The organism is Micromonospora sp. NPDC049048 (assembly GCF_043197615.1).
Lineage (GTDB): Bacteria > Actinomycetota > Actinomycetes > Mycobacteriales > Micromonosporaceae > Micromonospora.
Window position 1 is genome coordinate 93,201 of sequence record NZ_JBICTM010000005.1, and the last position, 20,932, is coordinate 114,132.

The 20,932-nt window shown below is 73.4% G+C and carries 16 protein-coding genes; 8 read left to right on the forward strand and 8 right to left on the reverse strand.

The genetic code is table 11. The features are described from left to right. Positions 1–270: 270 nt before the first annotated feature. Together ACGFIG_RS17405 and ACGFIG_RS17410 are read left to right on the forward strand one after the other, a co-directional pair. On the forward strand, positions 271–1,047 hold the full coding sequence (locus tag ACGFIG_RS17405; protein ID WP_393003954.1) for an LPXTG cell wall anchor domain-containing protein: 777 nt from the start codon (positions 271–273) through the stop codon (positions 1,045–1,047). Positions 1,048–1,416: 369 nt separating this feature from the next. Next, complete coding sequence (locus tag ACGFIG_RS17410; protein WP_393003956.1) at positions 1,417–2,982, forward strand: aldehyde dehydrogenase family protein; 1,566 nt, start codon at positions 1,417–1,419, stop codon at positions 2,980–2,982. A 175-nt stretch (positions 2,983–3,157) separates the two neighbouring features. Here the strand turns inward: ACGFIG_RS17410 and ACGFIG_RS17415 are convergent, their stop codons facing one another. Then, positions 3,158–4,210 carry a GNAT family N-acetyltransferase gene (locus tag ACGFIG_RS17415; RefSeq protein ID WP_393003958.1) on the reverse strand — a complete coding sequence of 351 codons (1,053 nt, stop codon included), beginning with the start codon at positions 4,208–4,210 and terminating at the stop codon, positions 3,158–3,160. A gap of 123 nt (positions 4,211–4,333) precedes the next feature. After that, positions 4,334–5,038 (reverse strand): amino acid-binding protein, encoded by a 705-nt coding sequence (locus ACGFIG_RS17420; protein ID WP_393003960.1) that lies wholly within the window; start codon positions 5,036–5,038, stop codon positions 4,334–4,336. Between the two features lie 153 nt (positions 5,039–5,191). On the opposite strand from ACGFIG_RS17420, the gene ACGFIG_RS17425 reads away from it, so the two are divergent. After that, positions 5,192–6,280, forward strand: a complete 1,089-nt coding sequence (locus tag ACGFIG_RS17425; protein WP_393003962.1) for a phosphotransferase family protein — start codon at positions 5,192–5,194, stop codon at positions 6,278–6,280. Next, positions 6,280–7,494 (forward strand): acyl-CoA dehydrogenase family protein, encoded by a 1,215-nt coding sequence (locus ACGFIG_RS17430; protein ID WP_393003964.1) that lies wholly within the window; start codon positions 6,280–6,282, stop codon positions 7,492–7,494. The genes ACGFIG_RS17425 and ACGFIG_RS17430 overlap by 1 nt, the downstream gene beginning before the upstream one ends. A 129-nt stretch (positions 7,495–7,623) precedes the next feature. Here the strand turns inward: ACGFIG_RS17430 and ACGFIG_RS17435 are convergent, their stop codons facing one another. The 6 genes from ACGFIG_RS17435 to ACGFIG_RS17460 all read right to left on the reverse strand — a co-directional run bounded on the left by ACGFIG_RS17435 (position 7,624) and on the right by ACGFIG_RS17460 (position 14,477). After that, positions 7,624–8,670 carry a LacI family DNA-binding transcriptional regulator gene (locus tag ACGFIG_RS17435; RefSeq protein WP_393003966.1) on the reverse strand — a complete coding sequence of 349 codons (1,047 nt, stop codon included), beginning with the start codon at positions 8,668–8,670 and terminating at the stop codon, positions 7,624–7,626. A gap of 85 nt (positions 8,671–8,755) precedes the next feature. Then, positions 8,756–10,189, reverse strand: a complete 1,434-nt coding sequence (locus tag ACGFIG_RS17440) for a GH1 family beta-glucosidase (RefSeq protein ID WP_393003968.1) — start codon at positions 10,187–10,189, stop codon at positions 8,756–8,758. Next, the gene (locus ACGFIG_RS17445) at positions 10,186–11,028 is read right to left on the reverse strand and encodes a carbohydrate ABC transporter permease (protein ID WP_393003970.1); all 843 of its coding nucleotides are present in this window, start codon (positions 11,026–11,028) and stop codon (positions 10,186–10,188) included. Before ACGFIG_RS17445 ends, ACGFIG_RS17440 begins: the two co-directional genes overlap by 4 nt. Positions 11,029–11,039: 11 nt before the next feature. Continuing rightward, complete coding sequence (locus ACGFIG_RS17450) at positions 11,040–12,011, reverse strand: carbohydrate ABC transporter permease (protein ID WP_393003972.1); 972 nt, start codon at positions 12,009–12,011, stop codon at positions 11,040–11,042. Positions 12,012–12,250: 239 nt separating this feature from the next. Further along, positions 12,251–13,543 (reverse strand): ABC transporter substrate-binding protein, encoded by a 1,293-nt coding sequence (locus ACGFIG_RS17455; RefSeq protein WP_393003974.1) that lies wholly within the window; start codon positions 13,541–13,543, stop codon positions 12,251–12,253. Between the two features lie 388 nt (positions 13,544–13,931). Then, positions 13,932–14,477 (reverse strand): plasmid pRiA4b ORF-3 family protein, encoded by a 546-nt coding sequence (locus tag ACGFIG_RS17460; RefSeq protein WP_393004691.1) that lies wholly within the window; start codon positions 14,475–14,477, stop codon positions 13,932–13,934. Positions 14,478–14,627: 150 nt separating this feature from the next. Here ACGFIG_RS17460 and ACGFIG_RS17465 point away from each other — a divergent pair, with 150 nt between their 5' ends. From ACGFIG_RS17465 to ACGFIG_RS17480, 4 genes are all read left to right on the forward strand, one after another. Continuing rightward, a complete protein-coding gene (locus tag ACGFIG_RS17465) occupies positions 14,628–15,374 on the forward strand; it encodes a pyrimidine reductase family protein (protein WP_393003976.1) in 747 nt (248 codons plus the stop codon). A gap of 155 nt (positions 15,375–15,529) precedes the next feature. After that, a complete protein-coding gene (locus tag ACGFIG_RS17470) occupies positions 15,530–17,284 on the forward strand; it encodes an ATP-binding protein (RefSeq protein ID WP_393003978.1) in 1,755 nt (584 codons plus the stop codon). 16 nt (positions 17,285–17,300) lie between these two features. Then, positions 17,301–18,449 (forward strand): exonuclease SbcCD subunit D, encoded by a 1,149-nt coding sequence (locus tag ACGFIG_RS17475; protein WP_393003980.1) that lies wholly within the window; start codon positions 17,301–17,303, stop codon positions 18,447–18,449. Beyond that, positions 18,449–20,923: an AAA family ATPase gene (locus ACGFIG_RS17480; protein WP_393003982.1), complete on the forward strand. Its 2,475-nt coding sequence runs from the start codon at positions 18,449–18,451 to the stop codon at positions 20,921–20,923. The genes ACGFIG_RS17475 and ACGFIG_RS17480 overlap by 1 nt, the downstream gene beginning before the upstream one ends. The last annotated feature ends 9 nt before the right edge of the window (positions 20,924–20,932 follow it).

Consider the following 20,932-nt stretch of genomic DNA (forward strand, 5'->3'; position numbering starts at 1 on the left):
GCGGGGCGCGGGAGCGCTCCCATGGATAGTCGACAATGTAAGACGGGCACGGCTGATTTGTGAAGGACCGTCGCGCCGGACGGGGCGACCCGCAGCGCCTCCGGGACCGAAATCGTTACATCGAAACGCCCACCGAGCGTGATGGACTCACGGCCGAGCCGAGGAAGGGTGACGCGTATCGGCAGCTCGGGCCGATCAGCCGATGCCCAGGACCGTCACTCACCGTGCGATCATGAGCCATCCCCCTCGATCAACTCCGAAGGAATCCTCATGGCACACCGTCGGCGCGTGGCGCGCGCGGCCGTTTCCACCGCCGCCGCCACCGTCTGCCTGGCCCTCGCCACCCCCGCCTGGGCGTCGAGCACCATCCAGATCAACCCGGACCACAAGGACGAGACGGCCGGCGAATTCTCCACGGAGGACTGCGCCGATCCGCGATTCGCGGACCGCCCGGCGGACCACGACGGCTGGCACTTCGTCCTGCCGGGCGGCAAAGCCTCGGGCAGCTTCGAGACCCTCACGCTGACCTTCGAGACCGGCACCGGCCAGGTCACCGTCACGGTGCCGGACGCCGACGACGCCTACCCCGACGCCCTGTACCCGGCCGAGAACCGGCTGATGCACGCCTACCTCTTCACCCCGGCCGGCTGGACCCTGCTGGACGGCAGCGCCGTCATCACCGGCACCGCCAGCAAGTTCAACCTGAGCCACACCTGCGCGGGCACCGCGCCGTCGCAGTCGCCGAGCCCGACCCCGTCGCCGAGCGTCTCGGAGTCGCCGGAGCCGTCGGCGTCCCCGTCGGAGTCGGCCTCCCCGAGCGAGTCCCCCTCGCCGTCGGAGTCGGAGTCGCCGTCGGAATCGGACTCGCCGTCGACCCCGCCCACCGCCTCGCCGTCCGCGAGCACCGGTGGCGGCGGCGGTGAGGGCGGCCTGCCGCTGACCGGCGTGGCCACGACCAGCATCGCGCTGGGCGGCCTCGCCCTGATCGGCGGCGGTGCGCTGCTGATGCTGCGCCGCCGTCGCGACAACGTGACGTTCACCAGCTGACCCCACCCGGCGCCGGGCCACCTGCTCGGCGATCCCCGTGGCGCAGCCGACCGGCCGCCGGACACCCCGTCCGGCGGCCGATCTCTTCTTCCCACCCCGACGACCCGCCGCGACGGACGCACAGCGGGCCCGCCACGCCCACCGGACATTCGTCACACCATTCAAGTATGTCGATACGTCAACGACGTAGGCGCAGTTCAGGGACCCGAGAGACACTCAGCGACACGCGGTGGGGCCGGCGCGACGCAGGGCGGGCGTTCCGGCATACGAACGTACTGTTGCCGCACCGCTTTCCGGCGCGCGACAGTACGCCACACCAGCGGTGCCATCGACGCCGCCGCTCCCCCGGTCAACCCTGAGGAGATCTCGATGGCTCTACGACTCGCCGACGGTACCGCCTGGTCCGACACCCTCGCCCGCGCGGTGGCCGCCGCACCGGAGGCGTTCGGCGCCCCGGTCGACGGCGTCACCACGCTGCACAACCTCGTCCGCGGCGGCTGGCACGCCGTGGGCTCGCCCAGCCCGGTACGCACGCCCGTGGACAACACCGTGCTGGTCAACCTGGCCCGCCTCGACGCCGACTCCGCCCGTACCGCGGTCGCGCACGCCGCCGCCGCGCACCGGACGTGGGCCGACACCCCGCTCGCCGACCGCAAGGCCCGCGTCACCGACGCCCTGGACGCGCTCACCGCCCACCGCGACCTGCTCGCCCTGCTCCTGGTCTGGGAGATCGGCAAGCCGTGGCGGCTGGCCTGCGCCGACGTGGACCGCGCGCTGGACGGCGTCCGGTGGTACGTCGGCGAGATCGACCGGATGCTCGCCGACGGCCGGGAGCCGCTGCCGGGACCGGTCAGCAACATCGCGTCCTGGAACTACCCGATGAGCGTGCTCGTGCACGCCGAACTGGTGCAACTGCTCGCCGGCAACGCGGTGATCGCCAAGACCCCGTCGCAGGGCGGGGCGGTCTGCCTCACCGTCGCCCACGCGCTGATGCACCGGGCCGGGCTGCCCGCCACCCTGGTCTCCGGCGGCGGCGAGGAGCTGTCCGAGGTGCTCGTCCGGGCGCCGGAGATCGGCGCGGTGGCGTTCGTCGGCGGGCGCTCCAACGGCGGCAAGGTCGCCGCCGCGCTGCTCGACTCCGACAAGCGGCACTTCATCGAGCAGGAGGGCCTCAACGCGTGGGGCATCTGGGACTTCTCCCAGTGGGACCTGCTCGCCGGGCACCTGAAGAAGGGCTTCGAGTACGGCAAGCAGCGCTGCACGGCGTACCCGCGTTTCGTGGTCCAGCGGGACCTCGTCGACGAGTTCCTCGACATGTACCTGCCGGTCGTGCGCTCCGTCCGGTTCGGACACCCGCTCGCGGTCGACGCCGACTGGAGCGCCGGTGACCCGCTGCCCGAGCTGGACTTCGGCCCGCTGATCAGCGCCGCCAAGGCCGACGAGCTGCGCCGCAAGGTCGACGAGGCGGTACGCGGCGGCGCGGTGCCGCTGCACCGGGGCAAGCTGCACGGCGCGCCGTTCCTCGACGGGCAGGACACCTCCGCGTACGTGGCCCCGTCGGTGCTGCTGGCCCCGCCCGGCCGGTCCCGGCTGATGCACGCCGAGCCGTTCGGCCCGGTCGACACCATCGTCGTGGTGGACACCACCGACGAGCTGCTGGCCGCCATGAACGCCTCCAACGGCGCGCTGGTCGCCTCGCTGGCCTGCGACGACGAGGAGCTGGCCGGCAAGCTCGCGGTCGACCTCCAGGCGTTCAAGGTGGGCATCAACAAGCCGCGCTCCCGGGGCGACCGGGACGAGCCGTTCGGCGGCCGGGGCGCCTCCTGGAAGGGCGCGTTCGTCGGCGGCGACCTGCTGGTGCACGCGGTGACCCAGGGCGGCGACGCCCGCCTCTACGGCAACTTCCCCGACTACAGCAGCTACCCGGCTACCTGAGTCGCGAGGAAGGGCACCCTGTTGACGCACGGCGGTTGCAGGGTGTCCTTCCTCGCGTCAGCGGCGACCCGCCTGACCCGCTAGCCTCGACCGGTGTCCGCACTGGCGCAGATCTCCCTCGGGGTGAACGACTGCGACCGGGCCGGTGCCCTACCTCGTGCCGTCGGGCGACGGCTCAACCGTGTCGCGTGGACGCGCCCTCGACGAGCGCGACGGTGACGGTCACCAGGGCGCCGTCGCGCTCGGTCGGGGTCGGCCGGCCGAGCCGCCGCACCGTACGCAGCATGGCGGCGTTCTCCGCGTGCACGTGCAGCACCAGGGCCGCGTAGCCGATCTGCTCGGCGTGGCGCACCAGCCGGCGCAGCAGGGCCGAGCCGAGGCCGCGCCGCTGCCAGTCGTCGCGCACCAGCAGGGCCACCTCGGCCTCGTCGCCCTCGGCGATCAGGTTCGCCATCGCCACCACCGGTTCCGGCTGTCCAGCGTCGCCGCCGGCGGTGGCGAGCAGGGTCACGCCCCCGGCCGGCTCCAGCAGCCGGCGCAGCCGGGCCGCCGACGGCACGGTCGCGCCGCCCAGGTAGCGGCGGTGCCGGCTGCGCGCCGAGCACCCCTCGTGCAGCTCGAGCACGCCGGGCAGGTCGTCGACGGTCGCGGGTCGTACGGCCGCCTCGGCGCCGTCGGGCAGCACCAGCGTGACCTGCTCGGCGGCCCGGCGCGTGACGGCGGCCGACAGTTCGACCAGGGCCTGCGCGCGGGCGTACTCGGCCGGGGTGAAGCCCGGCACGGCGCGGCGCAGCGCGTACGACCCCCCGAGCGGGTCGTCCAGCCGCATGAGGGTGTCGGCGAGCCCGTTCCCCGCGCCGGCCGGCGCGGGCCGCCAGGTGACCGCGTCCGCGCCGAGCAGGGTGCGCAACGCCTCCCCGGTCGAGTCCGGGTCCCGCACCAGCCGGGTGGCCAGGGCGAGCGCCCGGGTCGGCTGGTCGGCGAGACCACGCGCCTCGCTGCGGGCCACCCAGCAGTCCCGCCCCCGCCCCCGCTCCACGGCGGCGACGAGGCCGGCCTCGTCGAGCGTGTCGGGCGCGTCGACCAGGAAGTCGTCGACGGCGCCCCGCTCGGTGGTGTGCACCTGCACGGCGAGGATGTTGACCCCGCGCAACGCCAGGCTCGTCGTCAGCACCGACAGGTAGCCCGGCCGGTCGTCCACGGTCGCCCGGATCCGCCACAGCGTCATGTTCGCTCCCTTCCCCCTGACGAGGCTCGCCGGTCGCTGTTGCGGGCCGGTTGCCCCCGGGTGACGGCTCCGGTTCGCCACGGCGAGCTGCGCCACACCGCCCGCCGCCCCGGGCGCTCCGGCTCAGGGGTTCGCGGCCACCGGCCGCGCCCCGACCAGGTCGAGCCGGTCGCCGAGGATCACCGCGGCGGCCCGGACGAGCTGCGCCAGCCGGTCCACCTCCGTGCTGTGGAACGCCGCCGCGGCGGGCGTCCCGGCGCACTGCCGGGCCACCACCAGCACCAGGCCGGCCCGGCCGAACGGCGCGACCGCGAAGTGCGTGCCGTCCGAGACGCTGATCGCCCGGGCGCGCAGCGGGGTCACCTCCGGCAGCGGCGGCGGTACGGGCGCGCGCCAGCTTGCGTACCCGACGGTGGCCTCCCCGGCGGCGCCGGTCCGCAGCGCCCAGTCCAGCGGTACGACCGCGGCGACCGCCCAGTCGGCGGCGAGCAGCCCGGGCACGGCGTCGACCAGGGTGGCGACGCCGTCGACCGGGTTGGCCGCGACCTGGGCCAGCAGTTCGGCGTCCTGCCCCGAGGTGGTGGGCGCCCCGATCGCCCGCCACACCCCGTCCACCCGGACCCCGGGGATCGCCGCCAGCCCTGCCAGCAGCCGTTCGACCCGTGCCGCGCCCGGCCAGAGCACGGTGAAGTCGTCCACCGCCCGCCCGCCGAGGCGCTCCAGGACGACCACCTGGACGATGTCCGCACCGGACACGCCCATGGTGCGCGCTATCTGGCCGAGCGTGCCGGGACGGTCCGGCAGGGTGACCCGAACTCGCAGCAACATCTCCGTACCCTCCGCTCGGCGGGCCGGCGCCGGTGGCCGGCAGGCTGGGTCCCAGCGTCGCCGGTGGCCGTTTCGCCCCTGTTGCCGCAGCATGTCCCCACGGTCAAAATCCCCGACCTTGACAACATGGCGGAGCTGCCATCAACTAATCGGATGACCGAGCCGGCCGTCGACACGCACGGGCCGGGCAGTTCGCCTGCCTCCGCCACCTCCCCCCGTGGGCTGGATCTCGACCGGCTCGCCGGTCACCTCGCCCGGCACCGGCCCGACCTGGCCGACGGTCCGCTGCGGGCCCGGCTGATCGCGGGCGGCAAGTCCAACCTGACCTACCTGCTCGGAGTCGGCGAGCGGGAGATGGTGCTCCGCCGCCCGCCGCTCGGGCACGTGCTGGCCACCGCGCACGACATGGTCCGGGAGTACCGGGTGATCTCCGCGCTGGCGCCGACCGACGTGCCGGTGCCCGCCGCGCTGCTGCTCTGCGAGGACGCCGAGGTGATCGGCGCGCCCTTCTACATCATGGAACGGGTGCCCGGCGAGGTGCTCCGCACCCGCGCCCAGACCGATCCGCTCACCGACGGGCAGCGGCGGGAGCTGGCGCTGGCCATGATGGACACCCTGGCCGCCCTGCACGCGGTCGAGCCCGCCTCGGTCGGGTTGGCCGACTTCGGCCGACCGGAGGGCTACCTCGCGCGGCAGGTCCGCCGCTGGGCCGGCCAGCTCGACCGGTCCCGCAGCCGGCCGCTGCCCGGCATCGAGGAGCTGCGCGACCTGCTCGCCGGCACCGTGCCGGAGGGCGCCAACGCCGGCCGGATCGTGCACGGCGACTACCGGCTGGACAACCTGCTCGCCTCCGTCGACCCGGTGGCCGTACGGGCCGTGCTCGACTGGGAGATGGCCACCCTCGGTGACCCGCTGGCCGACCTCGGGCTGCTGCTGACCTACTGGGACGTGCTCGGCGGCAGCGAGTCGGCCGTCGGCAACCCCGTCGCCGACGGGCTCGGCCCGCTCGCCGGGTTCCCCACCGGGTCGGAGCTGATCGAGCGGTACACCGGGCGTGGCGACATCGACGTCGGGCCGCTGCACTGGCACGTCGCGCTCGGTTGTTTCAAGCTCGCGGTGATCTGCGAGGGCATCCACTACCGGCACACGCTCGGGCAGACGCTCGGCGAGGGCTTCGACCGGATCGGCGACATGGTGGCACCGCTGGTCGAACATGGGCTGACCGCCGCCAGGGAGCGTTGATGGACTTCACCTACGACACCCGCACCGAGCAGCTGCGGGCCGAGCTGACCGCTTTCCTGGACGAGCACGTGTACCCGGCCGAGTCCGTGCACGCCGCGCAGGTGGCCGACGCCGGCGACCCGTGGGCCCGGCCCCCGGTGATGGCCGAGCTGAAGGCCGAGGCGCGCAAGCGTGGCCTGTGGAACCTCTTCCTGCCCAACCCGCGCCACGGCGCCGGCCTGACCAACCTTCAGTACGCCCCGCTCGCCGAGCTGACCGGGCGCAGCCCGCACCTGGCCCCGGAGGCGCTCAACTGCGCCGCCCCGGACACGGGCAACATGGAGCTGCTCACCGATTTCGGCTCGCCGGAGCAGCAGGAGCGCTGGCTGCGTCCGCTGCTGGAGGGCGAGATCCGCTCCGCGTTCTGCATGACCGAGCCGGAGGTGGCGTCCTCCGACGCGACCAACATCGCGACGCGGATCACCCGCGACGGCGACCACTACGTGATCAACGGGCGCAAGTGGTGGTCGTCGGGGGCGATGGACCCGCGCTGCGAGATCTTCATCGTGATGGGCAAGACCGACCCGGGGGCCGACCGGCACCGCCAGCAGAGCATGGTCCTGGTGCCCCGCGACACCCCCGGTGTCGAGGTGCGCCGGGGCATGACGTTGTTCGGCTACAGCGACGCGTCGCACGGCGGCCACGCCGAGATCGACTTCACCGACGTACGCGTACCGGTGGAGAACCTGGTCGGGGCGGAGGGCGACGGTTTCGCGATCGCCCAGGCCCGGCTCGGCCCGGGGCGGATCCACCACTGCATGCGGCTGATCGGCATGGCCGAGCGGGCTCTGGAGCTGCTCTGCCGGCGGGCGCTCGCGCGGGTCGCGTTCGGCCGGCCGCTCGCCGAGCAGGGCGTGATCCGCGAGTGGATCGCCGAGTCCCGGGTACGCATCGAGCAGGCCCGGCTGCTCGTGCTCAAGACCGCCTGGCTGATGGACACGGTCGGCAACAAGGGCGCGCACACCGAGATCCAGGCCATCAAGATCGGCACTCCCGCGATGGCCGAGTGGGTGATCGACAAGGCCATCCAGGGGCACGGCGGGGCCGGCGTCAGCCAGGACACCCCGCTGGCCACCCTCTGGGCGCAGGCCCGCATGCTGCGCCTGGCCGACGGCCCCGACGAGGTCCACCGCTCCTCGCTGGCCAAGCGCGAACTCCGCCGCTGGTCGAACTAACCCCACCCACCCCGCTCCCACCCCACCCGGCTCGTCGATCATGAAGTTGTTGTCACCTCGCCCGGCGTGTCGCGGCAACAACTTCATGATCAACCCAGGAAAGGCCCGGGGAGGCGGGTGGGGGGTGGGTCAGGCGGAGGCGCGTTCTATCAGTTGGGTGTCGAGGAGGATGTGGGGGGACGGGAGTTCGTCGCCGCGGATGCGGGAGACCAGCAGGCGGGCCATCTGCCGGCCCATCTCCTCTACCGGCTGGAAGACCGTGGTCAGCGGCGGATCGGCCTGCCGGGCGATCGGCGCGTCGTCGAAGCCGATCACCGCGACGTCCTCCGGCACCCGCCGGCCCGCCTCGCGCAGCGCCCGCAGCGCCCCGAACGCCATCAGGTCGGAGGCGACGAAGACGGCGTCCAGGTCGGGGCAGAGCTCCAGCAGGCGGCGCATGCCGGCCGCCCCGCTGCCCTCGCTGAAGTCGCCGTACGCGATCAGGTCGGGGTCGACCCCGCCCCCGGCGGCCTTGACGGCCTCCTTGTAGCCGGTCAACCGGCCCAGGCCGGCGCCCATGTCCTGCGGGCCGGCGATGGTGGCGATCCGCCGCCGCCCCCGGCCGGCCAGGTGTTGCACCGCCCGCCGGGCGCCGCCGACGTTGTCCACGTCGACGTAGTACGCCGGCTGCGCACCGGGTTGCAGCATCCGGGCCGGACGGCCGCCGAGCACGGTGGGCAGGCCGCGCTCCTCCAGCAGGGTGGGCAGCGGGTCGGAGTCGTGCAGCGACAGCAGCAGGACCCCGTCGACGTGCTGGTTGGTCAGGTGGTGCTCGACCCGCTCCCGCTCGATCGGCGACTGCACCATCGCCAGCCAGAGCTGCAACGGGGTCTCCAGCAGCCCCGAGCTGACGCCCCGGACGATGCCGGCGAAGAAGGGCTCGGTGAAGACCCGGTCACCGGATTCGGAGACCACCAGGGCGATCGAGTCGGTGCGCTGCGTGACCAGGGCGCGGGCGGCCCGGTTCGGCACGTACCCCAGCTCGGCGATGGCCTGCTGCACCGCGGCGCGCGCCTCGGGGCTCACCTGGGGCGAGCCGTTGACCACCCGGGAAACCGTCCCGCGACCGACGCCGGCGCGGGCGGCGACGGCGTCGAGGGTCGGGCGCCCGAGCGACCGGGTGCGCTGCGTTGTCATTGTCTGCTCCTCCGACGGCGGACCGGCCCCGGCGCCACCCGGTGCGGGGTGGCGCCGGGGCCGACCGTTGATGGCTGGCCCTGGCCTATTGTGCGGCCAGACCGTTGCGTCGGATCACCTCGGCGTACCACCTGGCGCTGGACTTGGGGATGCGGACCTGGGTGTCGTAGTCGACGTGGATCATCCCGAACCGCTTGGTGTAGCCCCAGGCCCACTCGAAATTATCCATCAGCGACCAGGCGAAGTATCCGCGCAGGGGCACCCCGGCCTCGATCGCCTCGTGCGCGGCGCGCAGGTGGGCGTCGAAGTACGCCAGCCGGTCGAGGTCGTCCACCTGCCCGTCGACCACCTCGTCGACGAAGGCGGAGCCGTTCTCGGTGACGTAGAGCGGCAGGTCGGTGTATTCCTCGTGCACCCGACGCAGCGTCTCCACCAGACCGGGGGCGTCGATCTCCCAGTTCATGTCGGTGACGGGGACGCCCCGGGTGACGAACCGGACGTCCTCGCTGCCCGGCCAGCACGACGGCGCCCGCCAGTACGGCTCGGGCTCGGCGCCGGGCACCGGCGCGGCGACGACGTGACGGCTGTAGTAGTTGACGCCCACCACGTCCAGCGGGGTGGCGATGGTCGCCAGGTCGCCGTCGCGCACGTGCCCGAAGTCGGTCACGCCGGCGAGGTCGGCCATCAGGTCCGCCGGGTAGGACCCGCGCAGCAGCGGGTCCAGGAAGAAGCGGTTGGCCAGCCCGTCGATGCGTCGCGCGGCGTCGACGTCGGCGGGGGCGTCGCTGGCCGGGGTGACCGGGTAGAGGTTGACCGTCACCCCGACCTCGGCGCCCGGCCGGGCCGCGCGCAGCGCCCGTACGGCGAGGCCGTGCCCGAGCATCAGGTGGTGCCCGGCGCGTACGGCGTCGGCACCGTCCGAGCGGCCCGGCGCGTGCACCCCCGAGCCGTAGCCGAGGAACGCCGAGCACCACGGCTCGTTCAGCGTGGTCCAGTAGCGCACCCGATCGCCGAGCGCGTCGGCGACCAGCGTGGCGTAGTCGGCGAACCGCGCGGCGGTGTCCCGGGCCGGCCAGCCGCCGGCGTCCTCCAGCGGCTGCGGCAGGTCCCAGTGGTAGAGGGTGAGCCACGGCTCGATCCCGTGCGCGAGCAGCTCGTCGACGAGGCGTGAGTAGAAGTCGAGCCCTTCGGCGTTCGCGGGGCCCCTGCCACCCGGCTGCACGCGGGGCCAGGAGACCGAGAAACGGTACGACTTCAGCCCCAGCTCGGCCATGAGCGCGACGTCGGAGCTGAGGCGGTGGTAGTGGTCGCAGGCCACGTCGCCGGTGTGCCCCTCGACGACCCGCCCGGGGGTGTGGCTGAAGGTGTCCCAGATCGACGGGGTCCGGCCGCCCTCGGCCGCCGCGCCCTCGATCTGGTACGCGGCGGTGGCCGCGCCCCAGAGGAAGCCGGGCGGGAAGGTCAGCGGCGGACGGTCGTCGACGACGCTGGCGGCGGGCGGGCTGGCGGGGTTGCTCACGACTTGACGGCACCTTCCATGATGCCGCCCACGATCTGGCGGCCGAACAGGATGAACACGATCACCAACGGTAGGGTGCCGACCGCCGTGGCGGCGAACACCTGCGAGTAGTCGGTGTAGTAGGCGTACGACAGGAACGCCAGCGAAACCTGGAGGGTGGGGTTCTCGGAGGTCAGCACCGCGTACGGCCACAGGAACGAGTTCCAGGTCTCCATGAAGGTGAGCAGGCCGAGCACGGCGGCGGCCGGGCGCAGCGCGGGCAGCACGATGTTCCAGTAGATCCGGAAGGTGCTCGCCCCGTCGACCCGGCCCGCCTCGATCAGCTCGTCGGAGATGGCCTGGGTGGCGTACTGCCGCATCATGAACACGCCGAACGCGCTGACCAGGAACGGCACGGTCACCGCGTAGAGGGTGTCGAACCAGTTCAGGTCCTGGATCATGCCCCAGAGCGGGATGAGCCCGAGCTGCGTCGGGATCATCATGGTGACGATGATCGTCAGCAGCAGGGCGTTGCGGCCCCGGAAGCGCAGCTTGGCGAAGGCGAAGCCGGCCAGCGATCCGGTGATCACCACGGAGACCGTCACGATGCCGGAGACGATCACCGAGTTGAGCAGGCCGGTGAGGAAGTTCGCCGCCTCGTTGTCGAGCACACGGCCGAAGTTGTCGCCGAACGAGCCGGCCGGCGTGACCGGCGGCGGGACGTCGTTGATCGAGTCCAGGCTGCGGGTGGCGATGACCACCATGTAGTAGAACGGGTAGATCGAGAAGAGCGTCGCCAGGACGAGCGCGACGTAGGTCAGCGGGCTGGTGCGCCACAGGCGCCGGGATGCCGAGTTCATCTGGGCGTTCCTCACTTCACCGTGCGGCGGACGAGCAGGAAGTTGATCCCCGAGACGAGGGCGATCATCAGGAACATCGCCCAGGCGACCGCGGCGCCGTAGCCGGCGGTGTTGAGGTTCTCGATGCCCAGCTCGTACATGTACATGGCCAGGGTCTGGAACTCGCGCTGGTCACCGCCGATGATGTTGCCGTTGGCGAAGACGAGCGGCTCGGTGAAGAGCTGGAGCCCGCCGATCGTGGAGAGGATCACCACGAAGACGAAGGTCGGCGTGAGCATCGGCAGGGTGATGCGCCAGAACTGCTTCCACTGGCTGGCCCCGTCGAGCGCCGCCGCCTCGTACAGGTCGCGCGGGATGGCCTGCATGCCGGCGAGCAGGATCAGGGTGTTGTAGCCGGTCCACCGCCAGTTGACCATCGAGGCGATGGCGGTCCAGGAGCTCCAGCGCTCGGCGTCCCAGTCGACCGCGTCGATCCCGACGAAGCTCAGCAGCCAGTTGATCACGCCGAAGTCGCGCTGGAAGAGCATGCCGAAGACGATCGCCACGGCGGCCACCGAGACCACGTTCGGCATGAAGATCGCCATCCGGAACAGCGTGCGCGCGCGCAGGAAGGTGCGGTTGAGCAGGTTCGCCAGGAACAGGGCGAGCAGCAGCTGCGGGATGGTCGAGAGCAGGAAGATGCCGAAGGTGTTGAGGGTGGCGTTCCAGAAGTACTCGTCCTTGACCAGGGCGGCGTAGTTGTCGAGCCCGATGAAGCTGTGGTCGCCGATCAGGTTCCAGTCGTGCAGGGACATCCAGGCGGTCCGCAGCATCGGGTAGAGCCCGAAGATGCCGAAGACGACGAAGAACGGCGCGATGTAGAGGTACGGCGAGTACTTCAGGTCCAGCCGGGTCAGCGAGTGCGACCTGGACCGGCGCCGCGCGGGCGGGCGGGGTGGCTTTGCGGCGGGCGACGGCGGCGCCGTCGTGGCCGAGAGGCTCATGCCGTCGCCTCCCTGCGGTCGGCGCCGGCACGAGGCTCATCGGTGCTGGGCTGGCTGGTTCGCTCGCTGTGCTCGCTCATGTGGGGTCCTTTCCCGGCGTCGGTACGGGCGCGCGCCGACGCCCAGGCGCTCTTACGCGAAAACGGGACGGCGCCGATGGCGTCCGGGGACGGAACGGGGACGGCGCCGGTGGCGCCCGGGTGTGTGAGGACCCGGGCGCCACCTGGCGACGAGGTGGGTCAGAAGGCGCCCTGCGTCTTGGCGTCCTTGGCGAACTGCTCCCAGGCCTTGTCCTTCGTGGCCTGTCCCTGTTCGTACGAGCGAAGCGCCGGCTCGAACGCGTTCTCCTTCACCGCCTGGTGCTTCGGACCGAGGTGCAGCGGCTGGATCTTGGCGACGCTCTCACCGAAGATCTTGCCGGTCGGCGCGTTGTTGAAGTACTCGTTGGTGTAGCCGAGGAACTCCGGGTTCTTCAGCGCCTCGAGGTTGGTCGGCAGCGGGCCCTTGAGCTTGAACGCGGCCACCTGGCTCTGCGCGTTGGTCAGGTACTCGGCGAGCTTCGCCGCCTCCTTGGGGTACTTGCTCTGGGTCGGGACGCCGAGCCAGGAGCCACCCCAGTTGCCGGCGCCGCCGGGCACCGGGGCGACGTCCCACTTGCCCTTGTTCTGCGGGCCGGAGTTGTCCGCGACGATGCCGAGCATCCAGGACGGGCAGAAGGTCGCCGCGAAGGTGCCCTGCTTGAAGCCGGCCGACCACTCCGGGGACCAGGTGGCCGTCTCGGCGGTGATGTTGGCGTCGGCCATCGCCACCGCGGTGTCCCAGGACGCCTTCACCGCCGCGCTCTTGTCGGCGACGACGTTGTCGTCCTTGTCGTAGAACAGGTCGCCGCCCTGCTGGAACATGACGGCGCTGGCGGCGGTGGTGACCGAGTCGAGCAGGCCCTTGCCGGTGGCGGTGCGGTACTTCTTACCGGTCTCGATGAAGGCGTTCCAGTCGGGCCAGAGGGCCGCGACCTGGTCCCGCTCGACCGGCAGCTTGGCCGCCTCGAAGAGGTCCCGGCGGTAGCAGACGGCGAGGCTGCCGACGTCGGTCGGCAGGCCGATCAGCCGGCCGTCGGGCGCCTTGCCCAGCTCCCACTTCCAGGGCAGGTAGTCCTTGCTGTGGTCGGCGACCAGCGGAGCGAGGTCGGCCCAGTTGGCCGGGTTGGCCTTGAACTCGTTGAGGATGCCCTCTTCGAGGGCGACCACGTCGGCCGCGCCCTTGCCGGTGGCCAGCGCCCGGACGATCTTCGGCCGGTACTCGTTGAGCTGGGCGGTCTTGCGCAGCTCGACCTTGATGCCGGTGTCCTTCTCGTACTGCTTGATGATCTCGTCGTACCCGAACTCGCCGAACGTGTCGACGACCAGCTTGGCGGGCTTCTCGCCGGCCGCGGGCGCGTCGTCGTCCTTGCCGCAGGCCGCGAGACCGCCGATGGCGGTGATCGCGGCGAGGGCGGCAGCCGCCATGCGGGTGCGCCGCGTGGTGAGGCTCATCGGAGACCCCTCTTTCGGTGGTGAGGCTGACTGGGTGTGGTGGGGGGTGCCGTGCGCGCTGTCGTCACCGGCGGGCCGGAGGTCGACGACCGGGAACGGGGCGCGGGTGAGTCGTGCCACGTTCGCGGGAGCGCTCCCATGAGGTTGCCGGCAGGTGTCGGGAGTGTCAATAGGCCTATGGGAGCGTTCCCAGATCGTTACCGCATGTGCGGTCCGCCACACCGCCGGACAGCGGCGAACGGGGGTGAGGAGACGAGTGCCGGATGGCCGGCCTGCGCGACCAGCCCGCCGGAAGGCGACGGGCCGGGAGGCGACCGGCCGGGAGGCGCCGGGGCGGCAGGCAGCGGGCCGGAAGGCGACCGGCCGGCAGGCTACGGGACGGAGCGGGTCAGCAGAAGCGGCGCAGCAGGGTGCCGGCGCGGCGCGCGTCGAAGGCGGCCGGGTCGAAGAAGTCGCCCACCCAGCCCCTCGACTCGTGGTGGTCGGGATGCCCCGGGTCGGCCAGCACGGCCAGCAGCGCCTGGTAGCCGGCCGGGCCGCCGACGCCCTCCGGCGGGCACGCCCGCTCGCCGTCGGAGCAGGACGGGTAGCGCTCGTCCGGATCGGCCGTGAAGGCGTCCTCCACCACGAGGTCGTGCTCCCACCAGTCGCCGAAGTCGTACGTGTAGTGGAAGCGGCTGCCCTTGCCGACGACCGCGTCGAGCCGGACGTCCAGCTCGTCGTGCAGGGCCAGCTCACCGTCGGGGTCCGGCTCGCCGTACTGGCGGCCGTCGATCTCGAACGAGTGCAGGTGGCAGTCCCGCCAGCCCATGGCGTGCTGCACCACCCGGTGCAGGCGGTCCAGGGTGTAGCCGCCCGGGACGAGCACCCGACGCCAGACGGCCGGCCGGACCCCGGCCAGGGAAATCTTCAGCTGGAAGATCTGACGCGGCATGTTGTCCCATCCTTCCTCGGCATAGGCTGCGGGCATGATCTGCCGAGCGTGCCGGGCCAGGCGGCACGACGACTGTCCGGGGCGCAACTGGTGCGACTGCCAGCACCGTACCCCCCGACCCACCCCTCCGGTCACCGGTCCGGCCGGCGAATGAGCGTCGGAATCCCGATTTCGGCGCTCTGGCCGCAACCCTCGGCGCACCCGCTCGACGACGCCGCGCTCACCGCGTGCTACGGCCGCGCCGACCGCCCCCACCTGCGGATGAACTTCGTGACCAGCATCGACGGCGGCGTCTCCGTCGACGGCTACTCGGCGGGCCTCTCGGGCGAGCCCGACAAGCGCGTGTTCGGGCTGCTGCGCATGCTCTGCGACGGCCTGGTCGTCGCCGCCGGCACGCTGCGGCACGAGGGCTACCGGGCGGTGCGCCTCGACGCGCGGCGCCGGGCGTGGCGCCGCGAGCACGGCCTGTCCGAGTATCCGACGCTGGTCGTCGTCTCCGGCTCGCTGGGTCTCGACCCGGCGCAGGCCGCGTTCGCCGACGCGCCGGTGCGGCCCGTGGTGCTCACCCGGGCCGACGCCGTGGCACCGCCCGGCCTGACGGAGGTCGCCGACGTGGTGCGCTGCGGCGGCGACGGGGTCGACCTCGCGGCGGGCCTGGCCGAGTTGCGCCGCCGCGGTCTCGGCCAGCTGCTCTGCGAGGGCGGCCCGCTACTGTTCGGCGCGCTCACCGCCGCCGACCTGGTGGACGAGGTCTGCCTCACCGTCGCCCCGCTGCTCGCCGGGGCGGGCCCGGGGCGGATCACCGCCGGCGCCGCCAGCGAGGTGCGCCACCTGCCGTTACGGCACGTGCTCGCCGCCGCCGACGGCACGCTCATGCTCCGTTACGCGCGCGACTGACGACGCGACCGACCGTGGCCGGCCGGACACCCTGCGGCTGAGGGCCGCGGCGGCGGCGTGGCTTCCGCCGCGTCGCGTGGCGACCTGTCGTACTCCTCGGGCAGGATGCAGGGCGTGTGCCCCGACCGTGACGACCAGCCGACCGGAGTTGCCCGATGACTGACGACGGGTTCGACGGCCCGGGCGAGGTGGTCGGCCGGGTGCTGGGCACCGCCGACGCCACCCCCCTGCAGTTCTGGACGGCGGTCTCCCCCGACAGCTACCTCCAGCTCGACGACGTCGTGGTCACCCGGCGGGAGCTGCCCGACCGGGAGCCGGTGACGATCGCCGGGGTGGTGACCCAGGTGCGCGCCCGGCACGAGGGCGCCCAGTTCGACTCCGACGTCTTCGCCATCGCCGACGGCACGCTGCCCGCCCAGGTGCAGGAGGCCGCCGAGGTCACCACCACCCGCGTCGACCCGGAGCTCTACGTGCCGCCGTCGCCCGGCGCCGTGGTGCACCGCGCCGAGGGCGACGCCCGGGCCCGGGCGCTGCACTTCGACCGGATGGAGCGGCGCATCCCGATGGGCATGGGCCGCGACGGCGTGCCGGTCTACCTCAACGCCGACTTCCTCGACGGCAGCCGGGGCGCGCACGTGTCGATCTCCGGCATCTCCGGGGTCGCCACGAAGACGAGCTTCGCCACCTTCCTGCTCTACTCGGTCTTCCGCTCCGGGGTGCTCGGTGGCGACGCGGTCAACGCCAAGGCGCTCATCTTCAACGTCAAGGGCGAGGACCTGCTCTTCCTCGACCACCCCAACACCCGGCTGGACGACGCCACCCGCGCGGCGTACGCGAAGCTGGGCCTCAGCGCCGGCGCGTTCCCCGACGTGCGGGTCTACGCCCCGCCCCGGGTCGGCGACTCCTCCGGCACGCCCGACGTGAGCAGCCGACTCACCGGGGTGGACAGCTTCTACTGGACGCTGAGCGAGTTCTGCGCCGACCGCCTGCTGCCCTACGTGTTCGCCGACGCCGACGACGAACGCCAGCAGTACACGATGGTGGTGCACTCGGTCACCGCCCACCTGGCCCGGCACGCCCAGCCCGCCGACGGCGGCATCAGCATCGACGGGGTGCGACTGGGCTCCTACGCCGACCTGGTCGACCACGTCGTCGAGCAGCTCAACGACGACGAGACCCGTTCCGACTGGGCCGGCAGCGCCGTCGGGCTGGGCACGGTCAACGCGTTCGCCCGGCGGCTGATCGGCAGCAAGAAGGACCTGTCCCGGTTGATCCGGGGCGACCTGGCCACCCGCCGCCCGCACAGCATCAACACCGCCGAGAGCGCCCAGGTCACCGTCGTCGACCTGCACAACCTCCCCGACCGCGCGCAGCGGTTCGTGGTCGGCGTGACGCTCAAGAGCGAGTTCGAGCGCAAGGAGAAGGCCGGCACCGCCAAGCCGCTGCTCTTCGTGGTGCTCGACGAGCTCAACAAGTACGCCCCCCGCGAGGGCTCCTCCCCCATCAAGGAGGTGCTGCTCGACATCGCCGAGCGGGGCCGCTCGCTCGGGGTGATTCTGGTCGGCGCCCAGCAGACCGCGAGCGAGGTGGAACGGCGCATCGTCACCAACTCGGCGATCCGGGTGGTGGGCCGGCTCGACCCGGCCGAGGCGTCCCGCCCCGAATACGGCTTCCTGCCGCCCGCCCAGCGGCAGCGCGCGCTGCTGGCCAAGCCGGGCACGATGTTCGTCAACCAGCCCGACATCCCGGTGCCGCTCTGCCTGGAGTTCCCGTTCCCCGCCTGGGCCACCCGGGTCTCCGAGGCCGGCCGCGCCCCGTCCGAGACGCTCCGGTCGCTCACCCAGTCCGTCGACCCGTTCGCGGTCGTCGGCTCCGGTGGCGGCGCCAGCGACGACGACATCCCGTTCTAGGGGCAGGAGGCAACCCGTGAAGATCCTGCACACCTCCGACTGGCACGTCGGCAAGGTCCTCAAGGGGCAGTCGCGGGCCGAGGAGCACAAGCGGGTCCTGGCCGGCGTGATCGACGTCGCCCGCGCCGAGGCGCCCGACCTGGTCATCGTCGCCGGTGACCTCTACGACACCGCCGCCCCGACGCCGGAGGCCACCCGACTGGTCACCCGGGCGCTGACGGCGTTGCGCCGCACGGGCGCCGACGTGGTGGCCATCGGCGGCAACCACGACAACGGCCAGGCTCTCGACGCGCTGCGGCCGTGGGCCGAGGCCGCCGGGATCACCCTGCGCGGCGGGGTCCGGGACAACCCCGACGAGCACGTCATCGACGGCACCACCGCCGGCGGCGAGCGCTGGCGGCTGGCCGCGCTGCCGTTCCTCTCCCAGCGCTACGCCATCCGCGCGGTGGAGATGTACGAGCTGACCGCCGCCGAGACCACCCAGACCTACGCCGACCACCTGGGCCGGGTGCTGGGCCGGCTCACCGAGGGCTTCACCGAGCCCGACCGGGTGCACCTCGTCACCGCCCACCTGACCGTGGTCGGCGCTACGACCGGCGGCGGGGAGCGCGACGCGCACACCGTACTGGGCTACGCGGTACCCGCGACCGTCTTCCCGGGCACGGCGCACTACGTGGCGCTGGGCCACCTGCACCGCTCGCAGCGGGTCCAGGGCCCCTGCCCGATCCGCTACAGCGGCAGCCCGCTCGCGGTCGACTTCGGCGAGCAGGAGAACGTGCCGTCGGTGACCGTCGTCGAGGTCACCGCGACCACGGCGGCGCAGGTACGCGAGGTGCCGGTGACCGCCGCCACCACGCTGCGTACGGTCCGGGGCACCCTGGCCCAGCTCGCCGAGATGCAGGTGCCGGACGCCTGGCTGCGCGTGTACGTGCGCGAGCAGCCGCGCGCGGGCCTGCGCGAGGAGGTGCAGGAGCTGCTCCCGCAGGCCCTGGAGATCCGGATCGACCCGGAGCTGGTGCCCGCCCCGGGCAGCGGCGCCCGGGTGGCGCAGCGGGCCGGCCGTTCGCCCCGGCAGCTCTTCGCCGACTACCTCGACAGCCGGGGGCACACCGACGACGGGGTGCGGGAGCTCTTCGACGAGCTCTTCGAGGAGGTCGAGCACTGATGCGGCCGATGCGGCTGGACATGGCGGGCTTCACCGTCTTCCGCGACGAGACCACCGTCGACTTCACCGACGCCGACTTCTTCGCGCTGGTGGGGCCGACCGGCTCCGGCAAGTCGACGGTGCTCGACGCCATCTGTTTCGCCCTCTACGGCACGGTGCCCCGCTGGGGTGGGGCCCGGGGCCTGGCCAACGCCCTGGCGCCGTCGGCCGCCGAGGCGCGGGTCCGGCTGGTCTTCGAGTCCGCCGGGTCCCGTTACGTGGCGACCCGGGTGGTCCGCCGCGACGGCCGGGGCAACGTCAAGACGGCGAACGCCGGGTTGCAGCTGATGCCGGCCGGCTTCGACGTGACCAAACTCGACACCGGGCTGAGCCCCGACGACCTCGGCGAGGTGGTGGCCGGCACCCCCGCCGAGATGGAGCAGGCGGTGCTGGAGGCGGTCGGGCTGCCGTACGAGCAGTTCACCAGCTGCGTGGTGCTGCCGCAGGGGCAGTTCGCGGACTTCCTGCACGCCAAGCCGGCCACCCGGCAGCAGATCCTGGTCAACCTGCTGGGCCTCGGCGTCTACGAGGACGTGCAGAAGAAGGCGACCGCGCGGGCCGTGCAGGCCGAGGCGAAGCTGGAGGCGGTCGACCAGGCGCTCGCCGGGCTCACCGGCGTCGACGACGACGCGCTGGCGGCGGCGACCGGGCGGGTCGACCGGATGCGGGAGCTGGCCGAGGCGGTGGCGGGCGCCGTACCGGAGCTGGAGGCGGCCCGGGCGACGGCGCGGGAGGCGGGCGCGGCGCTGGCGGCGCTCGACGCCGACCTGGCGGTGCTGGCCGCCGTGCGGGCCCCGGACGGGGTGGCGGAGGTGGCCCGGGCGGTCGCGTCGGCGCGGGCCGGCGCGGACGAGGCGGCGACGGCGGTGTCGCTGGCCGAGGAGCGGGAGGAGAAGCTGCGCGGCGAGCTGGCCGCCGCCGGTGACGAGAGCGCGCTGCGGCTGCTGTTGCGGGCGTACACCGACCGGGAGAAGCTGGCCGGCGAGGCGGCGGCGGTCCGCGCGGCGGTGACCGGGGCGCAGGCCGAGCACGGCGCGGCCGTGGCGGCGCTGGCCGAGTCGCGGGCGGCGGCCGACCGGGCCGAGGCGGAGCTGGAGGCGGCCTTCCGCGCCCACGAGGAGGCGAAGGCGACCGACCAGGCGGTGGCGTTGCGCGCGCACCTGCGCGACGGGGCGACCTGCCCGGTCTGCGAGCAGACCGTCGCGACGGTGCCGGCGGTGCCGGCCGACTCGGCGGTGGCCGCCGCGACGGCGGCGGGACGGGCGGCGCGGGCCGCCAGCAAGGCCGCCCAGTCGGTGGTGCAGGAGCGCGACGGCGCGGCCCGGGAGCTGGAACGGGTGCTGCTGCGCGCGCGGGCCCGGCAGGACCAGGTGCAGGCCCGGCTGGCGGAGCTGGACGACCAGCTGGCCGGGGCGGCCGAGCCGGCGGTGCTGCGCCGCGAGCTGGACGACCACGCGCGGCTGCGCCGGGCGCTGGAGGAGTCGGCCGCGGCGGTGCGGGCCGGCCGGGACGCCGCCCGGCGGGCCCGGGCGGCGGTGGACGCCGCCGAGGAGCGACTGCGGGCGACCTGGCGGGCGTTCGACGCCACGCGCGACGGGCTGGCCCGGTTCGGGCCGCCGACGGCCGACCGGGAGGACCTGGGGGCGGCGTGGGCCGCCCTGACCGGATGGGCCGGGGAGGAGGCGCAGCGCCGCCGCGCGGAGCGGGCCGGGCGGGCCGAGGCGGTCGCGCAGGCCGAGGCGGTCGCCGCCGGCGTCGGCGAGCGCATCGCGGGCGTCCTGGCCGCCGCCGGGCTACCGCCCACCGACGATCCGCTGCGCGTCACCGACCGCGCCCTCCAGCGGGCCGAGGCCGACCTGCGCGAGCTTGAGCGGCGCCGGGAACAGGCCGGTGGCCTACGCGACCAGCGGGCCGGCTACGAGCGCGAGGCGCAGGTGGCGCGGTCGCTCGCGAGCCACCTGCGGGCCAACAACTTCGAGCGGTGGCTGCTCGCCGAGGCGCTTGACCTGCTGGTCGACGGCGCCTCGGGCATCCTGCGGGAACTCTCCGGCGGGCAGTACGACCTGGTGCACGACAAGGGCGAGTTCTTCGTGGTCGACCACCACGACGCGGGGCTGCGCCGGGGCGTGCGGACCCTGTCGGGCGGCGAGACCTTCCAGGCGTCGCTGGCGCTGGCGCTGGCGCTGTCCGAACAGCTCGCCGGGATGTCCACCACGGCGGCGAGCCTGGAGTCGATCGTGCTCGACGAGGGCTTCGGCACGCTCGACGCGGCCACCCTCGACACGGTGGCCGCCACGCTGGAGAGCCTGGCCGCCCGGGGCGACCGGATGGTCGGGGTGGTCACCCACGTGCCGGCCCTGGCCGAACGCATCCCGGTCCGCTACGAGGTCAGCAAGGACGCCCGGTCGGCCCGCGTCGAGCGGACCGGCCGGTGAGCGGGGCCC

What these genes read in the sequence shown, in the direction of transcription:
- ACGFIG_RS17405 (WP_393003954.1), top strand. Translation starts at nt 271, where the DNA reads ATGGCACACCGTCGGCGCGTGGCGCGCGCGGCCGTTTCCACCGCCGCC.
- ACGFIG_RS17410 (WP_393003956.1), top strand. Translation starts at nt 1,417, where the DNA reads ATGGCTCTACGACTCGCCGACGGTACCGCCTGGTCCGACACCCTCGCC.
- ACGFIG_RS17415 (WP_393003958.1), bottom strand. Translation starts at nt 4,210, where the DNA reads ATGACGCTGTGGCGGATCCGGGCGACCGTGGACGACCGGCCGGGCTAC.
- ACGFIG_RS17420 (WP_393003960.1), bottom strand. Translation starts at nt 5,038, where the DNA reads ATGTTGCTGCGAGTTCGGGTCACCCTGCCGGACCGTCCCGGCACGCTC.
- ACGFIG_RS17425 (WP_393003962.1), top strand. Translation starts at nt 5,192, where the DNA reads ATGACCGAGCCGGCCGTCGACACGCACGGGCCGGGCAGTTCGCCTGCC.
- ACGFIG_RS17430 (WP_393003964.1), top strand. Translation starts at nt 6,280, where the DNA reads ATGGACTTCACCTACGACACCCGCACCGAGCAGCTGCGGGCCGAGCTG.
- ACGFIG_RS17435 (WP_393003966.1), bottom strand. Translation starts at nt 8,670, where the DNA reads ATGACAACGCAGCGCACCCGGTCGCTCGGGCGCCCGACCCTCGACGCC.
- ACGFIG_RS17445 (WP_393003970.1), bottom strand. Translation starts at nt 11,028, where the DNA reads ATGAACTCGGCATCCCGGCGCCTGTGGCGCACCAGCCCGCTGACCTAC.
- ACGFIG_RS17450 (WP_393003972.1), bottom strand. Translation starts at nt 12,011, where the DNA reads ATGAGCCTCTCGGCCACGACGGCGCCGCCGTCGCCCGCCGCAAAGCCA.
- ACGFIG_RS17455 (WP_393003974.1), bottom strand. Translation starts at nt 13,543, where the DNA reads ATGAGCCTCACCACGCGGCGCACCCGCATGGCGGCTGCCGCCCTCGCC.
- ACGFIG_RS17460 (WP_393004691.1), bottom strand. Translation starts at nt 14,477, where the DNA reads ATGCCGCGTCAGATCTTCCAGCTGAAGATTTCCCTGGCCGGGGTCCGG.
- ACGFIG_RS17465 (WP_393003976.1), top strand. Translation starts at nt 14,628, where the DNA reads ATGAGCGTCGGAATCCCGATTTCGGCGCTCTGGCCGCAACCCTCGGCG.
- ACGFIG_RS17470 (WP_393003978.1), top strand. Translation starts at nt 15,530, where the DNA reads ATGACTGACGACGGGTTCGACGGCCCGGGCGAGGTGGTCGGCCGGGTG.
- ACGFIG_RS17480 (WP_393003982.1), top strand. Translation starts at nt 18,449, where the DNA reads ATGCGGCCGATGCGGCTGGACATGGCGGGCTTCACCGTCTTCCGCGAC.